At 34.4% G+C, this 21,883-nt stretch carries 16 protein-coding genes; 5 read left to right on the forward strand and 11 right to left on the reverse strand.

Features of this window, described 5'->3' with window-relative positions:
- Positions 1–2 precede the first annotated feature (2 nt).
- Complete coding sequence (locus NBT05_RS15645; protein WP_265770827.1) at positions 3–947, forward strand: type IX secretion system membrane protein PorP/SprF; 945 nt, start codon at positions 3–5, stop codon at positions 945–947.
- A gap of 10 nt (positions 948–957) precedes the next feature.
- Positions 958–2,883, forward strand: a complete 1,926-nt coding sequence (locus tag NBT05_RS15650; protein ID WP_265770828.1) for an OmpA family protein — start codon at positions 958–960, stop codon at positions 2,881–2,883.
- A gap of 524 nt (positions 2,884–3,407) precedes the next feature.
- On the opposite strand, the gene NBT05_RS15655 is transcribed toward NBT05_RS15650, so the two are convergent.
- From NBT05_RS15655 to bla, 6 genes are all read right to left on the reverse strand, one after another.
- Positions 3,408–3,554, reverse strand: coding sequence for a hypothetical protein (locus tag NBT05_RS15655; protein ID WP_265770829.1), 147 nt, complete (start codon positions 3,552–3,554; stop codon positions 3,408–3,410).
- A 330-nt stretch (positions 3,555–3,884) separates the two neighbouring features.
- Entirely contained in the window at positions 3,885–4,457 is a 573-nt protein-coding gene (locus NBT05_RS15660; protein WP_265770830.1) for a GrpB family protein, read from the reverse strand.
- Between the two features lie 244 nt (positions 4,458–4,701).
- On the reverse strand, positions 4,702–5,700 hold the full coding sequence (locus tag NBT05_RS15665; RefSeq protein ID WP_265770831.1) for an IS110 family transposase: 999 nt from the start codon (positions 5,698–5,700) through the stop codon (positions 4,702–4,704).
- 418 nt (positions 5,701–6,118) lie between these two features.
- Complete coding sequence (locus tag NBT05_RS15670) at positions 6,119–7,129, reverse strand: NAD(P)-dependent alcohol dehydrogenase (RefSeq protein ID WP_265770832.1); 1,011 nt, start codon at positions 7,127–7,129, stop codon at positions 6,119–6,121.
- Between the two features lie 62 nt (positions 7,130–7,191).
- The gene (locus NBT05_RS15675) at positions 7,192–8,172 is read right to left on the reverse strand and encodes a helix-turn-helix domain-containing protein (protein ID WP_265770833.1); all 981 of its coding nucleotides are present in this window, start codon (positions 8,170–8,172) and stop codon (positions 7,192–7,194) included.
- A 373-nt stretch (positions 8,173–8,545) separates the two neighbouring features.
- Positions 8,546–9,340: a subclass B1 metallo-beta-lactamase gene (gene bla, locus NBT05_RS15680; RefSeq protein ID WP_265770834.1), complete on the reverse strand. Its 795-nt coding sequence runs from the start codon at positions 9,338–9,340 to the stop codon at positions 8,546–8,548.
- 1,216 nt (positions 9,341–10,556) lie between these two features.
- On the opposite strand from bla, the gene NBT05_RS15685 reads away from it, so the two are divergent.
- On the forward strand, positions 10,557–12,980 hold the full coding sequence (locus tag NBT05_RS15685; protein ID WP_265770835.1) for a T9SS type A sorting domain-containing protein: 2,424 nt from the start codon (positions 10,557–10,559) through the stop codon (positions 12,978–12,980).
- Between the two features lie 1,193 nt (positions 12,981–14,173).
- Entirely contained in the window at positions 14,174–16,597 is a 2,424-nt protein-coding gene (locus tag NBT05_RS15690; RefSeq protein WP_265770836.1) for a T9SS type A sorting domain-containing protein, read from the forward strand.
- A 196-nt stretch (positions 16,598–16,793) separates the two neighbouring features.
- Here the strand turns inward: NBT05_RS15690 and NBT05_RS15695 are convergent, their stop codons facing one another.
- The 4 genes from NBT05_RS15695 to NBT05_RS15710 all read right to left on the reverse strand — a co-directional run bounded on the left by NBT05_RS15695 (position 16,794) and on the right by NBT05_RS15710 (position 20,215).
- Positions 16,794–17,303, reverse strand: coding sequence for a hypothetical protein (locus NBT05_RS15695; protein ID WP_265770837.1), 510 nt, complete (start codon positions 17,301–17,303; stop codon positions 16,794–16,796).
- Positions 17,304–17,555: 252 nt separating this feature from the next.
- Positions 17,556–17,906, reverse strand: coding sequence for a VOC family protein (locus NBT05_RS15700; RefSeq protein WP_265770838.1), 351 nt, complete (start codon positions 17,904–17,906; stop codon positions 17,556–17,558).
- A 225-nt stretch (positions 17,907–18,131) separates the two neighbouring features.
- Entirely contained in the window at positions 18,132–18,857 is a 726-nt protein-coding gene (locus NBT05_RS15705) for an AraC family transcriptional regulator (protein ID WP_265770840.1), read from the reverse strand.
- Positions 18,858–19,201: 344 nt separating this feature from the next.
- Positions 19,202–20,215 carry a DUF6624 domain-containing protein gene (locus NBT05_RS15710; protein ID WP_265770841.1) on the reverse strand — a complete coding sequence of 338 codons (1,014 nt, stop codon included), beginning with the start codon at positions 20,213–20,215 and terminating at the stop codon, positions 19,202–19,204.
- Between NBT05_RS15710 and NBT05_RS15715 the strand changes: the two genes are divergently transcribed.
- The gene (locus tag NBT05_RS15715; protein WP_265770842.1) at positions 20,207–20,332 is read left to right on the forward strand and encodes a hypothetical protein; all 126 of its coding nucleotides are present in this window, start codon (positions 20,207–20,209) and stop codon (positions 20,330–20,332) included. The genes NBT05_RS15710 and NBT05_RS15715 overlap by 9 nt on opposite strands.
- 249 nt (positions 20,333–20,581) lie before the next feature.
- On the opposite strand, the gene NBT05_RS15720 is transcribed toward NBT05_RS15715, so the two are convergent.
- Positions 20,582–21,445, reverse strand: a complete 864-nt coding sequence (locus NBT05_RS15720) for a toxin-antitoxin system YwqK family antitoxin (protein WP_265770844.1) — start codon at positions 21,443–21,445, stop codon at positions 20,582–20,584.
- Positions 21,446–21,883 lie beyond the last annotated feature (438 nt).

Genomic DNA, 21,883 nt, shown 5'->3' on the forward strand with positions numbered 1-21,883 from the left:
GAATGGCACTACAAATAATAAAAAATAACCCGATGAAAGTAGTTTTAAAAAGTGCATTAATTCTATGTACCTTACTTATGTACTTAAAGGGAAAAGCACAACAGGACCCGCAGTTTACACAATATATGTACAATACGTTAAGTGTAAATTCTGCCTATGCTGGCTCGAGAGGATTTTTAAACGTAGTGGCTATTCACCGTTCGCAGTGGGTAGGCATTGACGGTGCACCGAGAACCCAAACTTTAACGGTGGATTCACCGATAGGTAAAAAAGCAGGATTGGGATTATCTATAGTCAATGATCGTATCGGGCCATCTGATGAACAATTTATTGACCTTAACTTTTCTTATACTATTCAGGCTTCTTATACACATAAACTATCTTTTGGGATTAAAGGCGGAGGCCGGTTATTTAGCATAGACTGGTCACGGGGTCAATCTCAGAATCCTGATGCTTTGTTACAAAATATTGATAATAAAATTTTACCTACCGTAGGTGCGGGTTTATACTTGCATAGTAAAAAAAGTTATATTGGTATTTCCATTCCCAACTTTTTTACGGATCAGCATTTTGATGATATCCAGAATTCTGTAGCTTCTGAGCGATTGCATTTTTTCCTGATTGCAGGATTGGTTTTTGACCTTAAGAATACTATTAAATTTAAACCTGCTACGCTGGTAAAGCATGTTGTTGGGGCTCCGCTAATTGTAGATCTATCTGCTAATTTTATGTTTCACGAACGGGTTCGTTTAGGGCTTTCTTATCGCTGGGATGATTCGGTAAGCGGATTGGCTGGGTTTCAAATTACCCCCGGTTTATTAGTAGGCTATGCGTATGACTATACAACTACCGAGTTGCAACGTTTTACTACAGGTAGTCATGAAATTATGATTCGATTTGAATTAAAAACACAAGAACAACGTCTTAAATCTCCACGATTCTTTTAATTTGATAACTATGAACTTAAAATACTTATGTTACTCTTTAATTTTTCTGCAAACGATGGGTTACGGTCAGAAAAAGTTTAAAAATGCAGATGCCCTCTTTGAGAAAATGTGGTATAAGGAAGCGGCAGAAGCTTATGAATCAGGATTGAAAAACGGAAACTATACGGCACTAGCATTAAAGAATGCAGGAGATGCACACTATTTTAATACTAATATGCCGGGGGCGGCAAAATGGTATGACATTTTACTTTCTCAATTTCCGGAGGAAGCAACTTCTGACTATTATTTTAGATATGCACAATCTTTGAAAGGAATGGGAGATTACGGACAGGCTAAAAAATGGATGAAGCGTTATACGAACCGGACAAGTACAACTACTAGCACTTCTCCCAATGTTACGAACATTCAAAAAATAGTAGCGCAGCAGCCTGAATATGAATTAAAGAACATATCAGTAAATACTGCTTTATCGGATTTTGGTCCGATGTATTTTGAAGATCAGTTGGTATATGCTTCGGCAATTGATTCTTCTTATTATAAAAAGCGTACTTACGGTTGGAATCAGCAACCTTATCTTAATTTATTTATCGGAAAACTAAATACGACAGGTACGGACGTATTAGAAGCCGAAGAATTTTCAAGGGAAATCAATACAAAATACCATGAAGCTACACTTGCTTTTTCTCCGGACGGTCAAACCCTATATTTTACGCGAAATAACTACAACGGTAGTTTGAAACGGGATAAGGAAGGTACCAATCATTTAAAGTTGTATCGTGCACGGCGTAGTACGGATAAAGGTTCTGTTGATTGGATGGATATCGAAGAGCTTCCGTTTAATAGTGATTCCTATTCAGTAGGACACCCCTCTGTAAGTGAAGATGGTACTAAGTTGTACTTTGTCTCGGATATGCCCGGATCTATTGGTGAAACTGATATTTTTATGGTAGATATCCTTCCGGACAACACTTTTTCTTCACCTCGTAATCTTGGACCCATCATCAATACGCCCAACCGGGAAATGTTTCCTTTTATTAAGGATGAAATATTGTATTTTGCTTCAGACGGACATCTGGGATTAGGGGGATTGGATGTTTTTAAATATTCTTTTGATCAGACCGCTACCCTACCCCAAAATTTAGGGCCGGGAATGAATAGTAATTTGGATGATTTTGGGTTTATTACTAAAGACCATACCACCGGATTTGTTTGCTCTAACCGAAAAGGTGGAAAAGGAGATGATGATATTTATTCTTTTGAAAAGTTAGAGACCTCTTGTTCGCAATCCATTACCGGAACGGTAAAAAATAAGAAAAACGGACAAATTCTGAAGAATGCCAAGGTTGCCCTACTTACTCAAAACGGAACTGTCACCGCTGAAACTTTAAGTGATCAAAATGGTAATTTTTTCTTTGAAGAACAAATTAATTGTAGTACATCATATGTTTTAAAAATTTCTAAAAAAGGTTACAGTCCTGCTGAAGAACAAGTAACTATACCTGATGAAACCGGAGTAACCGATCGTTCTATTTTATTAGAGACGGTTGATGACCTAATTGTTGAAGAAAACGGGTTGTTAAAGATTAAAATTGGAATTATTTATTTTGATTTGGACAAGTCAAACGTACGAAATGATGCAGCAATTGAACTAAATAAGATTGTACTCTTAATGAAGCAATATCCTAAAATGAAAATTAAAATTGCTTCTCATACGGATGCAAGGGATTCTGATGCGTATAACCTTGATTTATCTGACCAACGGGCAAAAGCTACACAAGCGTATATTATCTCGCAAGGTATTAGTTCTAATCGTATTATTGAAGCTATAGGTTACGGCGAAACGCAACTCATCAATAAATGTGCTAATGGTATTCCGTGTAGTGAGTCCCAACATCAATTAAACCGAAGGTCTGAGTTTATTATTGTAGAGATGTAGGGGGGTGTTTAGTAGTAGATGTTTGGAGTGATTTACGTATTTGAATTATTAATGTCCGGTAAAGATTCAAGATCGCTATCGCTTCTAGAATCAAGACTCAAGACTTATTATTATAATATGAAAAATCAATATTGTAAAATTATTCAAGTAAAAAACAAATTCCTTTTAAACAGTAAAAAGCAAACTCCAAATGCTTTAAAGTTTGGGATTACCTTATTTCACTATGCTTTATAAACTTTTATGTGTTTTAATCGGACACTAGTATATAAATATACGCTTACTTTATATTTTCGAATTGTAATTTAGGAAAATGTGCAAAAGCTTTAAATTAAAAATCTACTATCCCAATTTTGCTATAGCTTTAGAAGTACCAAGTATTTTTCTTCGCTTAGTAGATTATTTCAAGTTTTAATTGAACTATGACAATATTATTCCTTACACTTACTTTTTATATCCTAAATTCAAATCAATTCTGAATAGATTTTACTATAAAATCATCTACTACTCTACTCCTATTTTCACTCTTAACCTTTAAAGGCGTGAATGGTATCTTTATTATATCGATAAACGCCATCTAGAGCACCAATCCAAATATCTTCGTTATCCGCTTCTAAAATCCCGAAAATCATTTCTTTATTAAATCCGTATTTTGACAATATTTCAGTTGCCATTGGCTTTTTATCATAACGGAAAAGTGATCATCATAGTTGATAAGTAATATATTTTAACTTAGCACTAAGCTAGATATATTGATGATGTTTTTATTATTTTACAGAAATACCGAATTTAAACTTGGCGACTTTAAAAATTAGAACAGGACTTTCATTTAAGCCTCAATTGCCGTACGTATTTTATATTATTTGAATTGCTATTATATTTTACATTTATAGTTGTTGGTTAAATTCTGTCTATATTATTCTATGTATGCAGGTAATGTTTTTTATGTTAAGTTTACTTTACAAAAGGAGCTAGTGAACTACACAAATCGTCATAAGCTGGTTTTATTTGGTTATAAACTCTAATGTTTCTTTGATGAAGTCAGTTTTTCCTAAAACATAAGCTCCTCGATCATTTTTAAATTTTGAAGCTAATTCCAATTTTAAACTTTCGTATTCTTTGGCTTTTTTTTCATTTGAATAAAGATAATCTCTAAAATCAATTTGTCTCCACATTATATTATCTTTTGGACACATGTGAATGTGAAAAATCTGTTCTTTTGTTCCATCCACATTATATCCTTTTCCAAAAGTTGAATACGTCTCAATATTCTCTCTATTCGGAACTACAAAATGAGAATATCCTAATTCAGTAAATTGAGCAATTAGATTCTCGTCAAAAAGTTTTTCTTTTGGTATTTCAATTATTAAATCGATATAAGGTTTTGATTTAATACTAGGAATTGATGAACTTCCAAAGTGTTCTATACGCAAAATTGTTTCGTTTCCAATTTTGTCAATGATTCGTTTCTTTTCTTCTGCATACATAGTTTTCCATTGTGGATTATGTTCAACCAATTCGATAGGAAAAAGTGTATTCCAGTCGTCTTTGGTCAAATCATTCAGTGTTTTTTTCATTCTTAGCGTTTAATTTGTTCAACTTGCGCACAATGTGCAGACAGCTATGATATATTATTACGGAGCAAGATATGAAATATCTTATCGGTGTGGAAATTTACTATTCTACCTGAAGCTGTACAAGTAGTAGCTGGTTCTCCACTACTGGTAGTGACGGGGGAGAACTGGGGTTCGCTTAGGCAGACCATACATCCAAACTCATACTCCGATTTCCATGTTAAAACCAAGTATTAAAAGTTAAAATTTAAGCGGCAGTCTTTTTTTCATAAGGCTGCTGTTTTCTTATCACCGCACAGACTCTATGTACTAGTTTATTTCTTATGTTATTAATAACAAGCATTTTTGGTTTTCCTTCCTCGACTTTTCGCTCGTAATATGCATTGAGTTCCGGATCATAGGTCTTGGCTGATAGTGCACATAAATGCAGTTGTTTTTTTAGTGTTTTATTAGCCATATGATCTACTCTAGCTCTTTTTCTAATACTAGTGCCAGAAGAGTGTTCAAAGGGTACAACGCCACAATAACAAGCTAATTGCTTTGGGTTTTGATATCGTGTAAAGAAGTTGGTGTATATGGTTAGGTGTAGTGCAGTGATTTTCCCGATACCAGTAACAGAAGTAGCTAAATTGATCGTCTTACTTAATTTATCATCAGAGAGTATCAGTTTGTGAATTTCCTGTTCAATCCTTTTGATTTCATCGGTAAATGTCTTTACTGTTTTTTTAATGTTTTTCTCAGCCAATTTACCTAACTCTGGAGCAAATGTTTTAAGTTCTTTGGGATATTTGGTTAAATCTGTTTTACTCTTTACCAAACGCTCCCTAATGGTTATTAATGTTTTAATCTTCTCCAATAGTTCGGGTATTGATTTATAAAGTTCTAGTTCTTCGTGATTCTTTGCAGCGTACTTTGCAATACGAATAGCATCGATTTGATCGTTTTTACCTCTTTGTAGTCCAAGGCTTCTTATAATCTTAAGAGACATCTCTACACAAAGATTTGCTTGTTTCTCTATCAATTTTGTAATGATCAATTTGCTATAAACACCTGTATGTTCCATACATATCAAGGTTTTTGAGAGTTCAATCTTTTGATTTTTAAGTAATCTCAGAAAAGCTTTAATCCCTTTGACAGTATTTTCAAAAACGTAAGAAGTGGACTCTGAATTGATCAGAATAGCTACATCAAACGTTAATTTAGAGATGTCGATACCAATAAAATTAGAAAAATTTTGTTTATTCATAATCAGATATTTTTAGTGATAACATACCCAAGAATCTGAACAACAATCGAAACCCTGATACTAGGCCTAAAAACCTGAATTTCCATTTGATACTGTTTCAGAAATAACCGATAAAGGATTTAATCGGAGGATAAGTCTAAAAACTTTGCAACGCTCTTAATTCACCTTTATCGGTTGGGTGGTTATCCACAATTATTAAGGTTATCAACAAAGAAAAGAAAAAGAAGCAAAAAGAAAAGAAAATCAATCACTTACATCATTATTAACTTCGTTAATATAACTCTATGTGAATAACTGTGCTAAACTAAGGGATACGCTCTTTATGAGTTCTAATGATTAGTATAGGAAGTATATCTTGTCGATTGGCGGTAATGATTTTATATACAAGTTAGCACCAATTTTTTTCCTATGGAAAGGTTTAGACTTCCTTATTTAAATCTACAACTATTTTACCAACTACGGTACGCTGCTCAAGACTATGAAGAGCATCGGGCACGTCTTTTAGTGAAATAACTTTTTGTATTGCTGGTTTTATCTTTTTATCGGCAATCATCTCAAGTACTGTTTTAATATTTTTGGTAACCTCAACCTTTTGAGTTAAAGCCATAAATTTTTGACTGCCACGATCAAATCGACCAAGAGATTTTACTTTAAGCATATTATAAAAATCACCTCCAACTAATACATATCTACCACTTTTCTTTAAAATCTGTTTGTATCGGCCTGGACATTCAAAGGATGCGGTATCAAATACGGCATCAAACTCTTTTCCAATTAATGCTTTTATTGAATCCTTTTTTTTGTAGTCGATAATTTCATCTGCCCCCCAACTTTTTACCACCTCAATTTTTTGAGTAGAACAGATTGCTGTTACGTAGGCTCCCTGAGCTTTTGCTATCTGAATGCCAAAAGACCCCACACCACCTGAGGCACCATTGACCAGCACTTTATTACCTAGATTGATCGAATAGAGAATCATTCCCATCATGGCAGCTTGACCAGAAATAGGCACGGTACAAGCTTGTTCAAAAGAAACTCCCTCAGTTTTTTTTACCAGGTACTTTTTATGAACAGTGGCATATTCTGCATAGCCTCCCCCATAGGATTTTCGAATGTCAGCTACCACTGCGTCACCTACTTGAAAACCTTTAACATTTCGCCCAATGCTTAGAATAGTTCCCGCTATATCCATTCCTAAGATTCTCTTGTTTTTAGAAGGTCTGAACAATCCAAAAATCAACCGAATAATAAGATAATTAGCTCGCACGATATGCCTATCAGCTGCATTGACTGAAGCACATTCAACTTTCACTAAAACTTCATTCTTATTAGGTATTGGGATTTTACGATTTTTTACAAGTTTTAATACTTTCTGAGGGTTCCCATAATCTCTAAAAATGATAGCACGCATCAATTTTGAATGTTTCATATTCTTTTTGATGCAAATTTATTATCGAATTGTGATTCGATCTTTGCCAGTGGGTTCAATGATCATTCATTGAGGTTCTTTTTGAACTCAGTAGGAGAATAACCAAATTCACTTTTAAACATTCGAGAAAAACTAGATGGATTGATAAACCCACAATCATAGCAGATTTCTTTTATGGAATTCTGAGAAAGAGCTAAATAACTACATGCTTTTTCTAACTTTTTTTGAGTGATGTATTTAGCCGGTGTGCCATCATACGTTTTGTTGAATTTCCTTTTAAAAGAAGCCATACTGTTATTAGTCATAGCTGCCAAACGATGAAGGTCCAAGGGTTCATACAAATTAGCCTCGATGACTTTCTTAAAGGAAAAAGTTTTATCAGAAAATAGACGTCTTATAATTAAATTCAAGTGTGAAGACTCTTCGGTTTGCAGAAGGAGCAGAATAATTTCTTTTAACTTAACAACTAAAATATCCTCACTCAATGCTGTTTTATGTTCAAAAAATTTGGCAACACTCATAAAATAGGCTTTTATTAAAGCCGAAGCATCTTCTTGAAAGCTGTCTTTCTTCAAGGGATGACCTAATTCCTTCCAAAACTTTGGCTTTTCACCAGCAAAAACTTCTTGTAGTACTTTTTGATTGAAATGAACAATAATAGTACTTATATATCCAGCTTCAATTTTTAAGAAACTACGTTCAACTGTTCGGCCACATAATGAAAGAATGACAGTTCCTGTTGTAGCAAAAAGCCCCGATTTTGTTACATCCTGATGATCGCCTTGAAGAATATAGGCAAAACAAGATTCAGAAGGTAAACTTAATTCTTTCTCTATGGGCGTAGATAATTGATACCAAGAGAATAATGGTTTATCATACAACGTAATTTGATTAAGTTTTTGAGCCATAGAGTTTACATTTTGCCTTCTGTGATTTTTTATTTTATTTGTTGTAATTAATATTAATCTGCGAGCGGCTATGGCATGTGTCCACAGAGCAAGATATTTATATTTGGCGGAATGGAAATATGCTATTCTGTCCATAAATAGATAATTAGCAATCGGTTTTTATCCTTATTCTAGTTTTTTGGGGAGTGAACCAAGATTTACCTTTTGTATACATTTGAGCCTATGTGGAGTGTAGCAAGGTATATGTTTAAACGTCTTGGCTAAAAATAGTTTCAATTTCGTAGAGTAGCCATATTTCTTGTCATTGTTGTAGATAGTTTTATATGGAATCTGTTTTTTTAATAGAAATGTATTTAGCTAAACCAAGCCCTTCACTTTTCCATTTTTCTTTAATTAAACAAAAACCGAACTTTAAAAATTTTCTTTAACTAAACCTGGCATTTGAATTATTTCAACAAATCAGCCAAATTATTTTTTCTCACTGGAACTCCTAATTTTTCTTTCTAAACTATTTATCATCATCCAATTTAAACTTATCAATGGTGTAGTCTAAAAGTTCTACCCCTCCGTATTGACCGTGTCCGGGAATAATCCTTTTTAAATTAGGATAAGCTTTCTTAATGGCTATAACGGTTTCTGACCACTTTTGAGTATTAGCGTCTGCCAAATTTCCTTTTCCAGAATGCAATGCCTTTATTAAACAACCCCCAAAAAGAAGATTTTTAGAAGGAATGTAACTGACGATATTATCATGAGTATGACCCGGACCAAAATAGGAATTTATGACTTCTTCTGTACCGATCTTTAAATTAATTTCTCTATCAAAACTGATTTGAGGTACTACTTCTTCATTCTTTTTAGCTAAGGTAATAGTTTCTTTATAAGCATAAGAAGGTATATCCCTACTATGAAATTCTTGCAAACCTCCCAGACAGTCTTTATGGAAATGATTGATTACAACTGCTTTTATCTTAAACCCTTTTTCTTCTGTAATCCAATTTATTAATTCTACCGTGGTTGAATCATTAATGGCCGTATCAAATACAATTACTTCCTTTTTATGAGCAAATATTAATCCATTACAAGGAAAATCCCCATACTTTGGAATTTTGATATAAGAAGTGTGTAACCAGGTATTTCTACTTAACTTCTCAATTTTTAGTCCTTTAGATTGATAGGTATATTTTGTTGATTCCTGTGCACTGGTATTAAACTGAAAAAGTATAAAAAGTAAGACTATAATTTTTATTATAAATGTTGAACTAGATTTTACTAAGAGGTTTTGATCGATAATAAATTTCATAATTTTTCAATTTAATGCTACTACCCTATCTAAACTATAACTACTAGGAGATTTTAATCCAATCTTCTTCTTTGTATTAAAATAGAGGACTGTATGGTCTGCTCTTTTAAGTGTAAAAACTTCTTTCGCTCTTTGTCGAGTTTAAAATTATTAAAATCTTGTTGGGTATTAAATTCTACCAAGTGTATTTCAAACGATATCTCCATATTACTTTCTATAATATAATTTTTACTTGGAAGAATTCTAAAGCTTAGCCGACCTTTGTATTTTAATATTATTAGAATTGCACAGCTTCAAACTAATTAAAAACCACTTCCTGCCCTTCTTTGATATAAATTAACTGGGTTATGTAAATCATTGGTTATCGTTTTATAAAACTAACTTAAGAAAATTGATGCTATAAGCCTTCAAATGGACTCACTTAAAATAATATTTCCTACAAAAAGTCGCTTTTTTAATTAATAAATTAAAGGGAAATTTAAAATCTTATGACCCGTTATAAAATTTTATGTGAATTCAATATGTTATTTTTAATAGTATATTTATAAATAATGGTTAATAAAACACTTAAATTATTACCTATTTCATAAAAAATTAAAACTCAGTACACTTCTTGTCTAGTTGATATGTGGTTTAATTCACATTTGTACAGTTTCAGTCTACGTTAAAATAAACCTCTATTTACGTACATCCTATAATTTTACCATTGTATTATATAAACTATAATTTTTCGGAGAAATGCTACGGCTAATTACTTCTTATATAACTCATATTTTATACATATATATGTTCAAAAGGCATTTTTTACTTTGGAAATAATTAATCGAATTTTAATTATTAGGTAAAAATTTTTGAATAATAATTTAGCCTTAAAAAGAACAGAAACAATAGTAAGGGTTTATATTCCTTTAAATTTTAATTAACAAATATCTACTTATGACTACAGTTAACACAAACTTGATAAAGAATTCTTTATCTAAAAAATTTCTAAGGTATTATACTGCCTATTAGCATTCCTTATTTAATAGTTCACTAAGTAGCAGATATTCCAATAGTACGGATTCAAACGATCGCTAGTAGTAATCTATGGCATACCTTTTAAAATCATGTGATATCAAAAGTATCATCATCTTACATATTTTGATCTGATAATTTGAGGAACAAAATATTATTAAACTAATATAAATTGCATAATTCAATATTTTAATTTTTAACTATGAAAAAACACAGACTATTCTATTATATACCGCTTCTTTTACTATTCCCGATAGTAGGTATAGCTCAAAATGTCGAAGTCGATGTGAACGTCGATATCAAACATTCGGTAAACGGAGTCTCGGACTTCGGAAGGGAACGACACATTACCATACATTCCAATCTATATGAAGGTGACTGGGAAGGGGAAATGGACAAAGCGAAATACCTTATCGATGACCTGGATGCTTATTTTGGTAGGGATAATGGTAACGCATCTTTCTTATTTGGGTTTACCCCGGCAGATCCGGACAGGCGTAACAAACACGACAGGGATAGCTTATCTAACATGTTAGGGTTTTGGCGTGGTTTTTTTGAAGACCGCCTCGTTGATGAGAACCGCGTGCAATTTAAAGATAAGATACAGAGTATGATCATGGGTACCAACCCCCACCCTACCTATCCTACTTTGTCCTATCGTCACCCTAGTGGTTCCACTTGGGGACGTGCCAATGGAACTATTTGGATTCCTCAAGATATTGAAACTTCTGCGGAATGGGTAGTTCAGTATATGGACGAATTCTTTTCAACAGAAGATAACAATGAAATGCCCCTACCAAAGTACTGGGAGGTAATCAACGAACCTGACTTTGTGTTGAACACAGGACAGTTTATGATGTCCAGTTGGGAAGATATCTTCGAATACCATAACCTGGTTGCCAAAGGGGTCAAAGAGAAGTTGGGTAGCAAGGCACCTAAGATTGGGGGTATGACCTGGGGGCTTCATGACCTGTTTAGAAGAGACGGTTTCTCCAGGTTTAAAAATGTAGACTACCCTAAGAATTTCTATGGTAATACACCCGGTGACCAGGTAGCAATAGATTATGCAATCAGCCAGGTGGACAAACCTTCTTTCTTTGTAGATAGAGCACAACCATGGTTCCAGTGGGATGTTATCTGGAAAGGTTTTATGGATACTGCCGGTAAGAACATGGACTTTTATGCAGTACATTTATATGATTGGCCTACCTATGACAACAACGGGGGTGTGACCAGAAGGGGTGGACACGTGGAAGCTACCCTGGAAATGTTAGAATGGTATGACGTATCTAAAAACGGAGCAGAAAATAGAAAGCCTGTCGTAATTTCAGAATACGGAGGGGTAAATGGTTCCTGGGATTTCAAACCGCATGATACCCGGTATGACTGGGAGATCATGAAACCCTTTAGTGCCATGCTAATGCAGTTCTTAGAAAGACCGGACTATATTGAACTTACCATGCCATTTACCCCTACTAAAGCACAGTGGGGGGATACGGATACGAACGGGGATGGTACCCCGGAATATAGGTACCAATACAAAATGCTACGGGATGATGATGGCGATGGTGAATGGGAATGGAGTGACTATATCAAATGGTTCGAACTTTGGTCAGAAGTAAAAGGTACCCGGGTAGATACCAAGTCTACCGATCCTGATATCCAAGTAGATGCTTATATTGATGGGAATGACGTTTATTTAATTTTAAACAACTTAGAACCCATAGCCAGGGACCTTAACCTTAACTTCTTTGGTAACACCCCTAACTTGCAAAGTGTAAATACAAAGCATTTATACTTATCCGGGATAAGGGACGTAAAGCTAGACAATACTACAAGTACTACTGCCCCAGGTTCTGTAGAGTTAGCAGCAGATGGGACTATGATTATCAAATATACCTATGCTAGTGACATCAGCATCAACCAGAATTCTATTGAGAAGAAGTTCTATGGTGAGGCGGTTAGTAACAATGAGCGGGTACAGATTAAACCAGGGGACAATAGTTTTTCTGTAAACGGGGTAACCGTACCTTCTAACCCAGCACAGGCGGAAGCCATGCTAAAAGTAACAGCAAACCTATTTAACGATGAAGATAACGATCCAAATAGCTTTTTAAGTATTAAAAAGCTAGTATTTAACGGAACCGAGATAGAAGCCCCTATCGATTGGAGGGGTGGGGATCAGAACAGAAGTAGATGGTTCGGGACTTTGGAAATCCCAATTCCAACAAATCTACTAAAAGAGGATAATGACATCGTAATCGATTTCCGTCATAACGGGGAAGTGAACGTAGTGAATTTACTTACCTGGGAATTCAGTAAAGTACCGGGAAGGTCTACCAAAGGAAATACGCTAAGTTCTTCTATTGAAGGTCTAACTAATGAGTCACCGGAAAATATCTTTTTATTCCCGAATCCTGCGACAGGACAGGTATTTATCCAAGGATTAGCAAAAGATGAGCAACATACGATAAAGGTATATGACCTAAAAGGTGCTCAATATCTAGATCAGGAACTTGGTAAAGATCATATCCTCAATATTGACAGTTTACCACAAGGGGTATACTTCCTTACGCTTATTAACCAAGCACAGGGAAATAAAACTTTAAAACTGGTAAAGAAATAGACTAATTTCAGTCTACGTAACGAACTACCCTCAAGGCAAAGCCATTGAGGGTAGTTTATTTTTATGTATATCTTACAAATTAGAATTTAATTCTTCTGAAGGATAACAAACCCAGGAAAGTATTATTGAAGGAAAAAAAGGTCTAAATAATATATCTTATAAATACTGCTAGATAAACAAACCTTTAAATAATTTAGGTTAATAGTTAAATCAACATAAAATTACAAAAACCCTTATATAAAAAATCCTATGTCTGTGTTGAAAAGCCTCGTCTGAGCTAAGGTTATTTCTACTTTTTTTCCCTTTAATTCCCAACTAATTTATTTATGAATCTTCTACTTATCAAATATCTATTTAGCTTTATAACTTGAATACAATAATCAATTAGGAACCATTTTAGTTTAAATCTTCCAACAAATTGCAGCTTATTCCTTTTAATAATAAAAGGGGAATTTTAAAATACTAATTCGCTATAAATTTTTATAAAAATCTTCTGTAAATTAGATATGCTATTTATTGAGTGTATTTATAAATAATAATCAATAAAACGATTAAATAACTAACTATTCCCCATAATATCAAAGTTCAGTTTACTTCTTGTACAGTTAATACGTAGTTTAATTTACGTTTGTACAGTTTGAGTCTACATCAAAATAAACCTTTAATTACCTATCATCATATAATTTTGCCATGGTATAATAGGAACTATAATTTTTAGGGGAATTTGGTATAACTGACCAAGTCCTATATACTTTATAGTATTTATTTAATATTTGTTTAAAAGGCATTTTTTACTTCGGAAATAACTAACCTATTTTTAGTTGCCAGGTAGAATTTATTTTAAATAAAAAAAATTTAAAAAGAACGGAAATAATAGCAAGGTTTTAAATTCCTTTAAAAATTAATTAACCACTCATAACTATGACTACAGTTAACACAAACCCAGTAAGAAAAATTTTATTAAAAAATTTTCTAAAGCATTTTACCACCTATTAAAATATCTAAATTGGCAGTTTAGTAAATATTAAGATATCCATATGGATATAATTATTTGCAGCTGAACCTTTCTCATATTTTCTAAAATCCATGTGTTGTAAATATACGTGATACCGCATATTTAGATCTAAAAACTTAGGGAATATAATTTATACAATCTACATAATCTCTATTAATCAATATTTTAATTTTTAACTATGAAAAAACACAATCTATTTTATTTTATCGGGCTTCTGATGCTATTTCCGATAGCAGGTATTGCCCAAAATGTTGAGGTCGATGTAAACGTCGATATCAAACATTCGGTAAACGGAGTCTCGGACTTTGGGAGGGAACGACACATTACCATACATTCCAATCTATATGAAGGCGATTGGGCTGGGGAACTAGATAAAGCGAAATACCTTATCGATGACCTGGACGCTTATTTTGGTAGGGATAATGGTAACGCATCTTTCTTGTTTGGGTTTACCCCAGCAGATCCGGACAGACTTAACAAACACGACAGGGATAGTCTTACAGATATGCTTGGATTTTGGAGAGGTTTTTTTGAAGACCTATTGGTTGATGAGGACCGCGTGCAATTTAAAGATAAAATACAGAGTATGATCATGGGTACCAACCCCCACCCTACCTATCCTACTTTGTCCTATCGCCACCCTAGTGGTTCCACTTGGGGACGTGCCAACGGAACTATTTGGCTTCCACAAGATATTGAAACTTCTGCGGAATGGGTAGTTCAGTATATGGACGAATTCTTTGTTGATAATGCCAGTAATGAAATGCCCCTACCAAAATATTGGGAGGTAATCAACGAACCTGACTTTGTACTGAACACAGGGCAGTTTATGATGTCCAGTTGGGAAGATATCTTTGAATACCATAACCTGGTTGCCAAAGGGGTTAAAGAGAAGTTGGGTAGCAGGGCACCTAAGATTGGGGGTATGACCTGGGGACTTCATGACCTATTTGCTGGAGACGGTTTTTCCAGGTTTAAAAATGTAGACTACCCTAAGAATTTCTATGGTAATACACCCGGTGACCAGGCAGCAATCAACTATGCAATCAGCCAGGTGGACAAACCTTCTTTCTTTGTAGATAGAGCACAACCATGGTTTCAGTGGGATGTTATCTGGAAAGGTTTTATGGATACTGCCGGTAAGAACATGGACTTTTATGCAGTACACTTATATGACTGGCCTAGTTATGATAATAACGGAGGGGTGACCAGAAGGGGTGGACACGTAGAAGCTACCCTGGAAATGTTGGAATGGTATGATGTTTCTAAAAACGGAGCAGAGAATAGAAAGCCCGTCGTAATTTCAGAATACGGAGGGGTAAATGGTTCCTGGGATTTCAAACCGCATGATACCCGGTATGACTGGGAAATCATGAAGCCCTTTAGTGCCATGCTAATGCAGTTCTTAGAAAGACCGGACTACATCGAACTATCAATGCCCTTTACTCCTACTAAAGCACAATGGGGGGATACGGATACGGATGGTGATGGTACCCCGGAATATAGGTACCAATACAAAATGCTACGGGATGATGACGGCGATGGTGAATGGGAATGGAGTGACTATATTAAATGGTTTGAACTTTGGTCAGAAGTAAAAGGTACCCGGGTAGATACAAAGTCTACCGATCCTGATATCCAAGTAGATGCTTATATTGACGGGAATGATGTTTACCTGATTTTAAACAACTTAGAACCCATAGCCAGGGACCTTAACCTTAATTTCTTTGGTAACACCCCTAACCTGCAAAGTGTAAATACCAAACACTTATACTTATCCGGGATAAGGGACGTAAAACTAGACAATACTACAAGTACTACTGCCCCAGGTTCTGTAGAGTTAGCGGCAGATGGGACTATGATTATCAAATATACCTATGCTAGTGACATCAGCATCAACCAGAATTCTATCGAGAAAAAGTTCTACGGTGAGGCGGTTAGCAACAACGAGCGGGTAGAGATTAAACCGGGGGACAATAGTTTTTCTGTAAACGGGGTAACCGTACCTTCCAACCCGGCACAGGCGGAAGCCATGCTAAAAGTAACAGCAAACCTATTTAACGATGATGATAACGATCCGGATAGCTTTTTAAGTATCACCAAATTAGTATTTAACGGAACCGAGATAGAAGCCCCTATTGACTGGAGGGGTGGGGATCAGAATAGAAGTAGATGGTTCGGAACTTTGGAAATCCCAATTCCAACAAATCTACTAAAAGAGGATAATGACATCGTAATCGATTTCCGTCATAACGGGGAAGTGAACGTAGTGAATTTACTTACCTGGGAATTCAGTAAAGTACCAGGAAGGTCTACCGAAGGAAATACGCTAAGTTCTTCCATTGAAGGTCTAACTAATGAATCCTTGGAAAATATCTTTTTATTCCCGAATCCTGCGACAGGACAGGTATTTATCCAAGGATTAGCAAAGGATGAGCAACATACGATAAAGGTATATGACCTTAAAGGTGCTCAATATCTAGATCAGGAACTTGGTAAAGATCATATCCTTAATATTGACAGTTTACCACAAGGGGTATACTTCCTTAGGCTTATTAACCAAGCACAGGGAAATAAAACTTTAAAACTGGTTAAAAAGTAATTATATTTTAAACTACCGACCAAAATACAGTATTGCATTTTGGTCGGTAGTTTTTTACTCATTGAAATAGCTTGGACTTCTCTGATTAGATCCAATAAATAGGTGTTTCTTGCGTAGTTGAAATCATTTTTCAATTGCATAAATTCGTTTTTTTAACCTAAGGAGTTGTATAAGACTTACTAAAATTATTGGTAGTTTAGTTTTGCATAAAGATGTTACTAATATTTCTTTCAATTAAAGTCGAGTCAATGTTAGTTATGTCGAGGTTTATTTTTACATCAATTTGTATCTCCCACGATGTAGCGTTTAATTTTTTCCCAGATATTGTTCCTTCTGTTATTCTTACGCTTTGGATATTAGAGCAAAAACAGGTAGCTCTGTAAAAAGCATTGATATCTTCCAGGCTTTCGTTATTTAAGCTAAATTCCTCCATATCCGATTCAATTTCAAAAATAATCTCTTCACTAAAACCTGAATCAGCTATTTGAGGATCAGAAGGTGAATCAAAAGTGTATTCAAAAACAAGTTTATTTCCTGATTCAATTGTAGCAATAAAAGAATCTGAATTTTGAGACGGTATTTTAATTTGAGAATCAGTTCTAATAGTATATTCTTTAGTATCAACTTGATTTTGGTCATCATCTCCTTTACATCCGAAAATTAAAAATAGCAGTATTACATTTAAAAAGATTAGTATATTTTTCATTGAGTTATTTTATACGTAGATACAAAATTTCAAAAAGGTTGCTCAATTGCCCTCAACGTCAGTGTAACAAACATATGACAAATAATAAGCATTTTTGCTTCGGATTATTGTTTAACTAAATATAAATATTTTGTTTCTATCTTTTCTTCTATAGATGCTAATTTTAAAAATTTAGCGGACTTTATAAAAATGCCCAAACTTTAATTAATAAAATAATCAGCTATCAGTTATATACAATACCGGCAGTAGGTTTTATTCTGAAGTTTGAATTGGTGTACAAATTTCTATAATAAATCCGTTCAAATCTCTTAAATAACCAACTTCTTGACCCCAAGGTTTCGTTACCGTTTTTTCTAAAAGTACAGCACCATTTTTAACTGCATTTTGCATTAATTTTTCAACTGTTGATGTCGTAAATGCTAATTCAATACCAAAGGGCTTGTCATTCAAGGTGCTTTCACTAAAACCTTTTTTAAAGTTCGAGTTACCAAGCTCAGTATTGGCAAATGCAATTGTTGTCGTTCCTGAATTTATCTCGCCGTAGTCCTTTTCAGGTGTGAGAAATTTTTGTACAAATCCAAATGCGTTTTTGTAGAATTCCATTGTTTTTGGAACGTCTTTTACATATAAAATTGTGTATGCGTACTGAATATCTATTTCTTTTGTTTTAGATTCTTATTTATGAACCGTACTATTATGTAGACTATTGACCTCATTTACTCAAGACAGATACACAACTAAGCTGATTGATAAAAGACAAAATTTTAAATTGGTATTTAGGCACAAAATTACGCTACTAGTATAATTTCACTTAGTAAAAAAACGACATTATCTAAAGTAGCTTGGATTTTCTCCTGAAATTCGATTGAATTCATAATTCATATGGGAATGGTCAAAAAAACCTGAATCAAAAGCAATTTCTAAAAGGCTCGTTTCAGTGAAAGAATTTATTAGTTCTTTAGTGTTTCTAAAACGTACCACATTTGAAAATTCCTTTATTGTTAAACCAATATAACTTTTAAAACGCCTTTCTAATTGTCTTAAGCTAATGTTGTTTGATTTTGCTATATCGCTAATTTTTATATTCCCTTTTAATGACCTTATTTTTTGTACTACCGACAAAACCAAGTTATCCTGTCTATTATAGTTTTTTTGAAATAATGTTATTACAAAGTTCTCAAGAAAATCAACTTTATGCAATGTTTGCTTGATATTGTTTAATTCGGTCAATAAATTTTCTTCATAGAAAGGAAATATTTGAGATAGTTCAGTTCTTAGGTTTTTGGTTTCGTAGAGCGGGATTTCAAATAGAGAGCCAAACTTTTCGGTTTTAAAACGAACTCCAATTAAATCCGATTCGATCGTTAATTCCCGAAGTTGGTAATTGGTCATAATACCTGAAAGAAAGGCTTTATTTTGATTAAGGTCAAAAATCAAATCTGCACAGGTATCAGGCAATACTTTAAAATTCTCGCTCGCCTTATTCTGTGAGAAAATCCAAAAAGAATCGATGATAGCGTTAAGTCTTTCCGATGGTTTTATCTCTTGGTACATTGTTTTTTGAATGAATGCCAATGCGCGGGCGGCTATGGTATATTTTTGCAGAGCAAGATATGAAATATCCTAACGGAGAAAAAGTGCGTTATCCCGCCCACGGCTGGACAAGTAGCAGTCAGTTCTTGCCAGTTCTCCACTCTCGGCGGTGACCGGCAAGAATTGGTGGCGTAGCCGCTCACACACTCAATCCCATACGGAGCATGGGCTTGAACGGACGTGACTATGAGTAGTTGCGTGGTTTAGTACTTAACTTAGCAAATACATACCGAACTGAAAATCCGAGAGGATTTACAGAAGTAGGCAAAAACAAGCAATTACTTATAGCCATTGTCTGCATTTCGTTATTTTTTTTCAGCTTCTAATTTAGCAGTCATTTCTTTATGCTTTTCAACATCCCAAGTTATATTCCAATTTGATATATATTCTTGTAAAGAACCAAGTCCGACTTCATATCTTCTTTCATCAACTTTTTCCGGATTTTCGATTGGTGAAACATAAAACTCTCCTGTTTCTTGGTTTCTTCCAATTTGGCTACCGTAAATTTGTCTTTTACCAGTTCTTAAAGCTACTCTGTCCTCTAATAATGCTAAACTACTTGATCGTGCATTATTTTTCTTAACTGCATCTCTAATCATTGGTAAGTACTTTTGCTGTATTTCAATTGGCGAATGTTGAATGACTAAAAATAATGTCATATTTCCTTGTCTTCCAATTATGTCTTGACCAAGCCAACCTCTTTCGTCAAGTATCTTCTGTATTTTTATAAGATTGATAGAGTCTTTTTCCCTTATGGTTTTCCAATGCATCCTCATTTCGTCTGAATCTCTACCATATTTTTCCTCAACTTCGCTTATTTGTCTTCTTAAACCTTGGTCTTCTTGATATACTGTATCAAGTATTGCAACTAAAGGTTTGTCTAAATTTTCTTCAGCTTTTTCTTTATTACTCTTAACTAAATTCAAAACCTCATTCCATCTTTTGTCAGAATGTAGAGCGTTCAAATCTCCATCTGTTGTAATATGTCCATAATTACTATAATTACCTTTTTCCGCTATTCTGAATAATTGCGCGAATGATGAGTCAATTTGATTGGTTAAAGCCCAAGAACAAGCAGCGTTATATCTGTCATTTGTATTTTCTTTATTTCTAAGAATAGTAAATGCTTCCGAATATTTCTTTGCAGATGCTAAATAGTCTTGGTTTTCGTAAAGATTCCAAGCTTCGGTTTTCAATTCAGCATATTTTGCTCTTTCCTCTGAAGTAGGTACTCTTTCTACTATATTTTCTTTTTTTTTCTCTGTGTTTTTACAAGACGAAAATATTGTTAGTATGACTAGAATTAAAATGTGTTTCATAAGTTTCTGGGTTTTGTTAAAATGAATGCCAATGTACAGGCGACTATGGCATATTTTCATGGAGCAAGATATGAAAATCTTAGCGGAGAAAAAACGCGTTATCCTATCAACGCCTAAACAAGTAGCCACCAGTTTATGCCCGTTTTCCGCTCTCGGCGGTGACGGGCAAGAACTGGTGGCGTAGCCGCTCATACACTCAATCTCATACGGGCATAGCGGAGTATGGGATTGAACGGTTAGTACATAAAAAGTAGGCAATTATAAAGAACCAAACTTTCGGTTAAACGCAAAGTTTGATAAGAGTCAAGAGCTTTGGATTTATTAATACTTCGCCTATTTTATATATATATTGTTCTAAGCAAGTATTTAAGATATTCTTTCTCCGTTTAAGTATTCTTGGATATTTTCTAAATTCCCATTCTCATCATAAAGAAATCTTTTACCCTCAAGTTCTCCATTATTATAATACTCTCTTATAGATTTAGTTCCATTGCTGTTGTACCATACTCGTTCCCCGTTTTCTTTCCCATTTACAATAATTCCTTCTCTCATTTTATTTCCGGTTGGATAGAAAACCGTTTCTTTGCCATTTGGAATATCTCCTACGTATTCTGTTTCGCTATAAATTCCGCCATCAACTACTTTACCCTTAAAGTCCCATAATTCGTAGACAAGTCCTTCAATTTTTCCATTATTGTAAAACTTCTTTCTCTTTAGCTTTCCATTTTCTAAGTATTCTTCACTTTCTCCAACTTGAAGCCCATTTATAAAGTTTTCTTTAAATTTCAACTGTCCATTCTCGTACCATTCACATTGTTCTCCATTTAAATTTCCATTGACGTAATTCTTTTCTTTTTCTTTCTGCCCAGTGCCAAACCATTCTTCCCATTTACCATTGAGTTGATCATTCTTCCATTCTTGTCGAGTTTTAGAACCATCATCATAAAAGTTTTCTGAAACACCTTCCATTAAACCTTCTTTATAGCTTTCTATTAGGTAGATTTTACTTCTATAGTTCGGATATTGAAAAAAAGGCTTTTTCATTCTGCCAACCAAACTGCCATTTAGTTTTTCACCTTTATAGTTCTCTTCTAAAGTATAGTTATCAAAAATCTGCAATTTTTTATCAATTCCATCTTTTTGATAAACTTGGAATGTTGAAGTTTCTTCTTTGAGAGTCCAACCCTCAAGATTTAGTTCTTCTATTTCTGATATATATGTCGGTTTCATTTAATTGCTTAGAATGCACGGGCGGCTATAGCATGTTTTCACGGAGCAAGATATGAAATATCTTAGCGGAGTGGAAATATGTTGTAGCCGCCAGTTCTTACCTGTTCTCCGCTCTCGGCGGTGACGGGCAAGAACTGGTGGCGTAGCCGCCTGCACATTCAAGCCCATACGGAGCGTAGCAGAGTATGGGCTTGAATGGTTCGGCTATGGCAAGTAGGGCAGGCAAGGAAACTTTTCGTTTCCGTCTGGTCTGCTAGCCAGAGCTTTTCGTTTTGTAATTATCTTTTCTTTTTTAATTACCAAATCCAAAAGATTTGGCGGACTCAATAAACACGCCCAAGCCAATGTCTACAAGACTTAACGCCCTATTTGCTATAGCCATTGTGCTTGTTGCACAAGATAGTAAAAAGCTAACATTGGGTTAATATGTTTAGTTCT

Origin of the sequence: Aquimarina sp. ERC-38 (assembly GCF_026222555.1) — a bacterium.
Classification (GTDB): Bacteria; Bacteroidota; Bacteroidia; order Flavobacteriales; family Flavobacteriaceae; genus Aquimarina.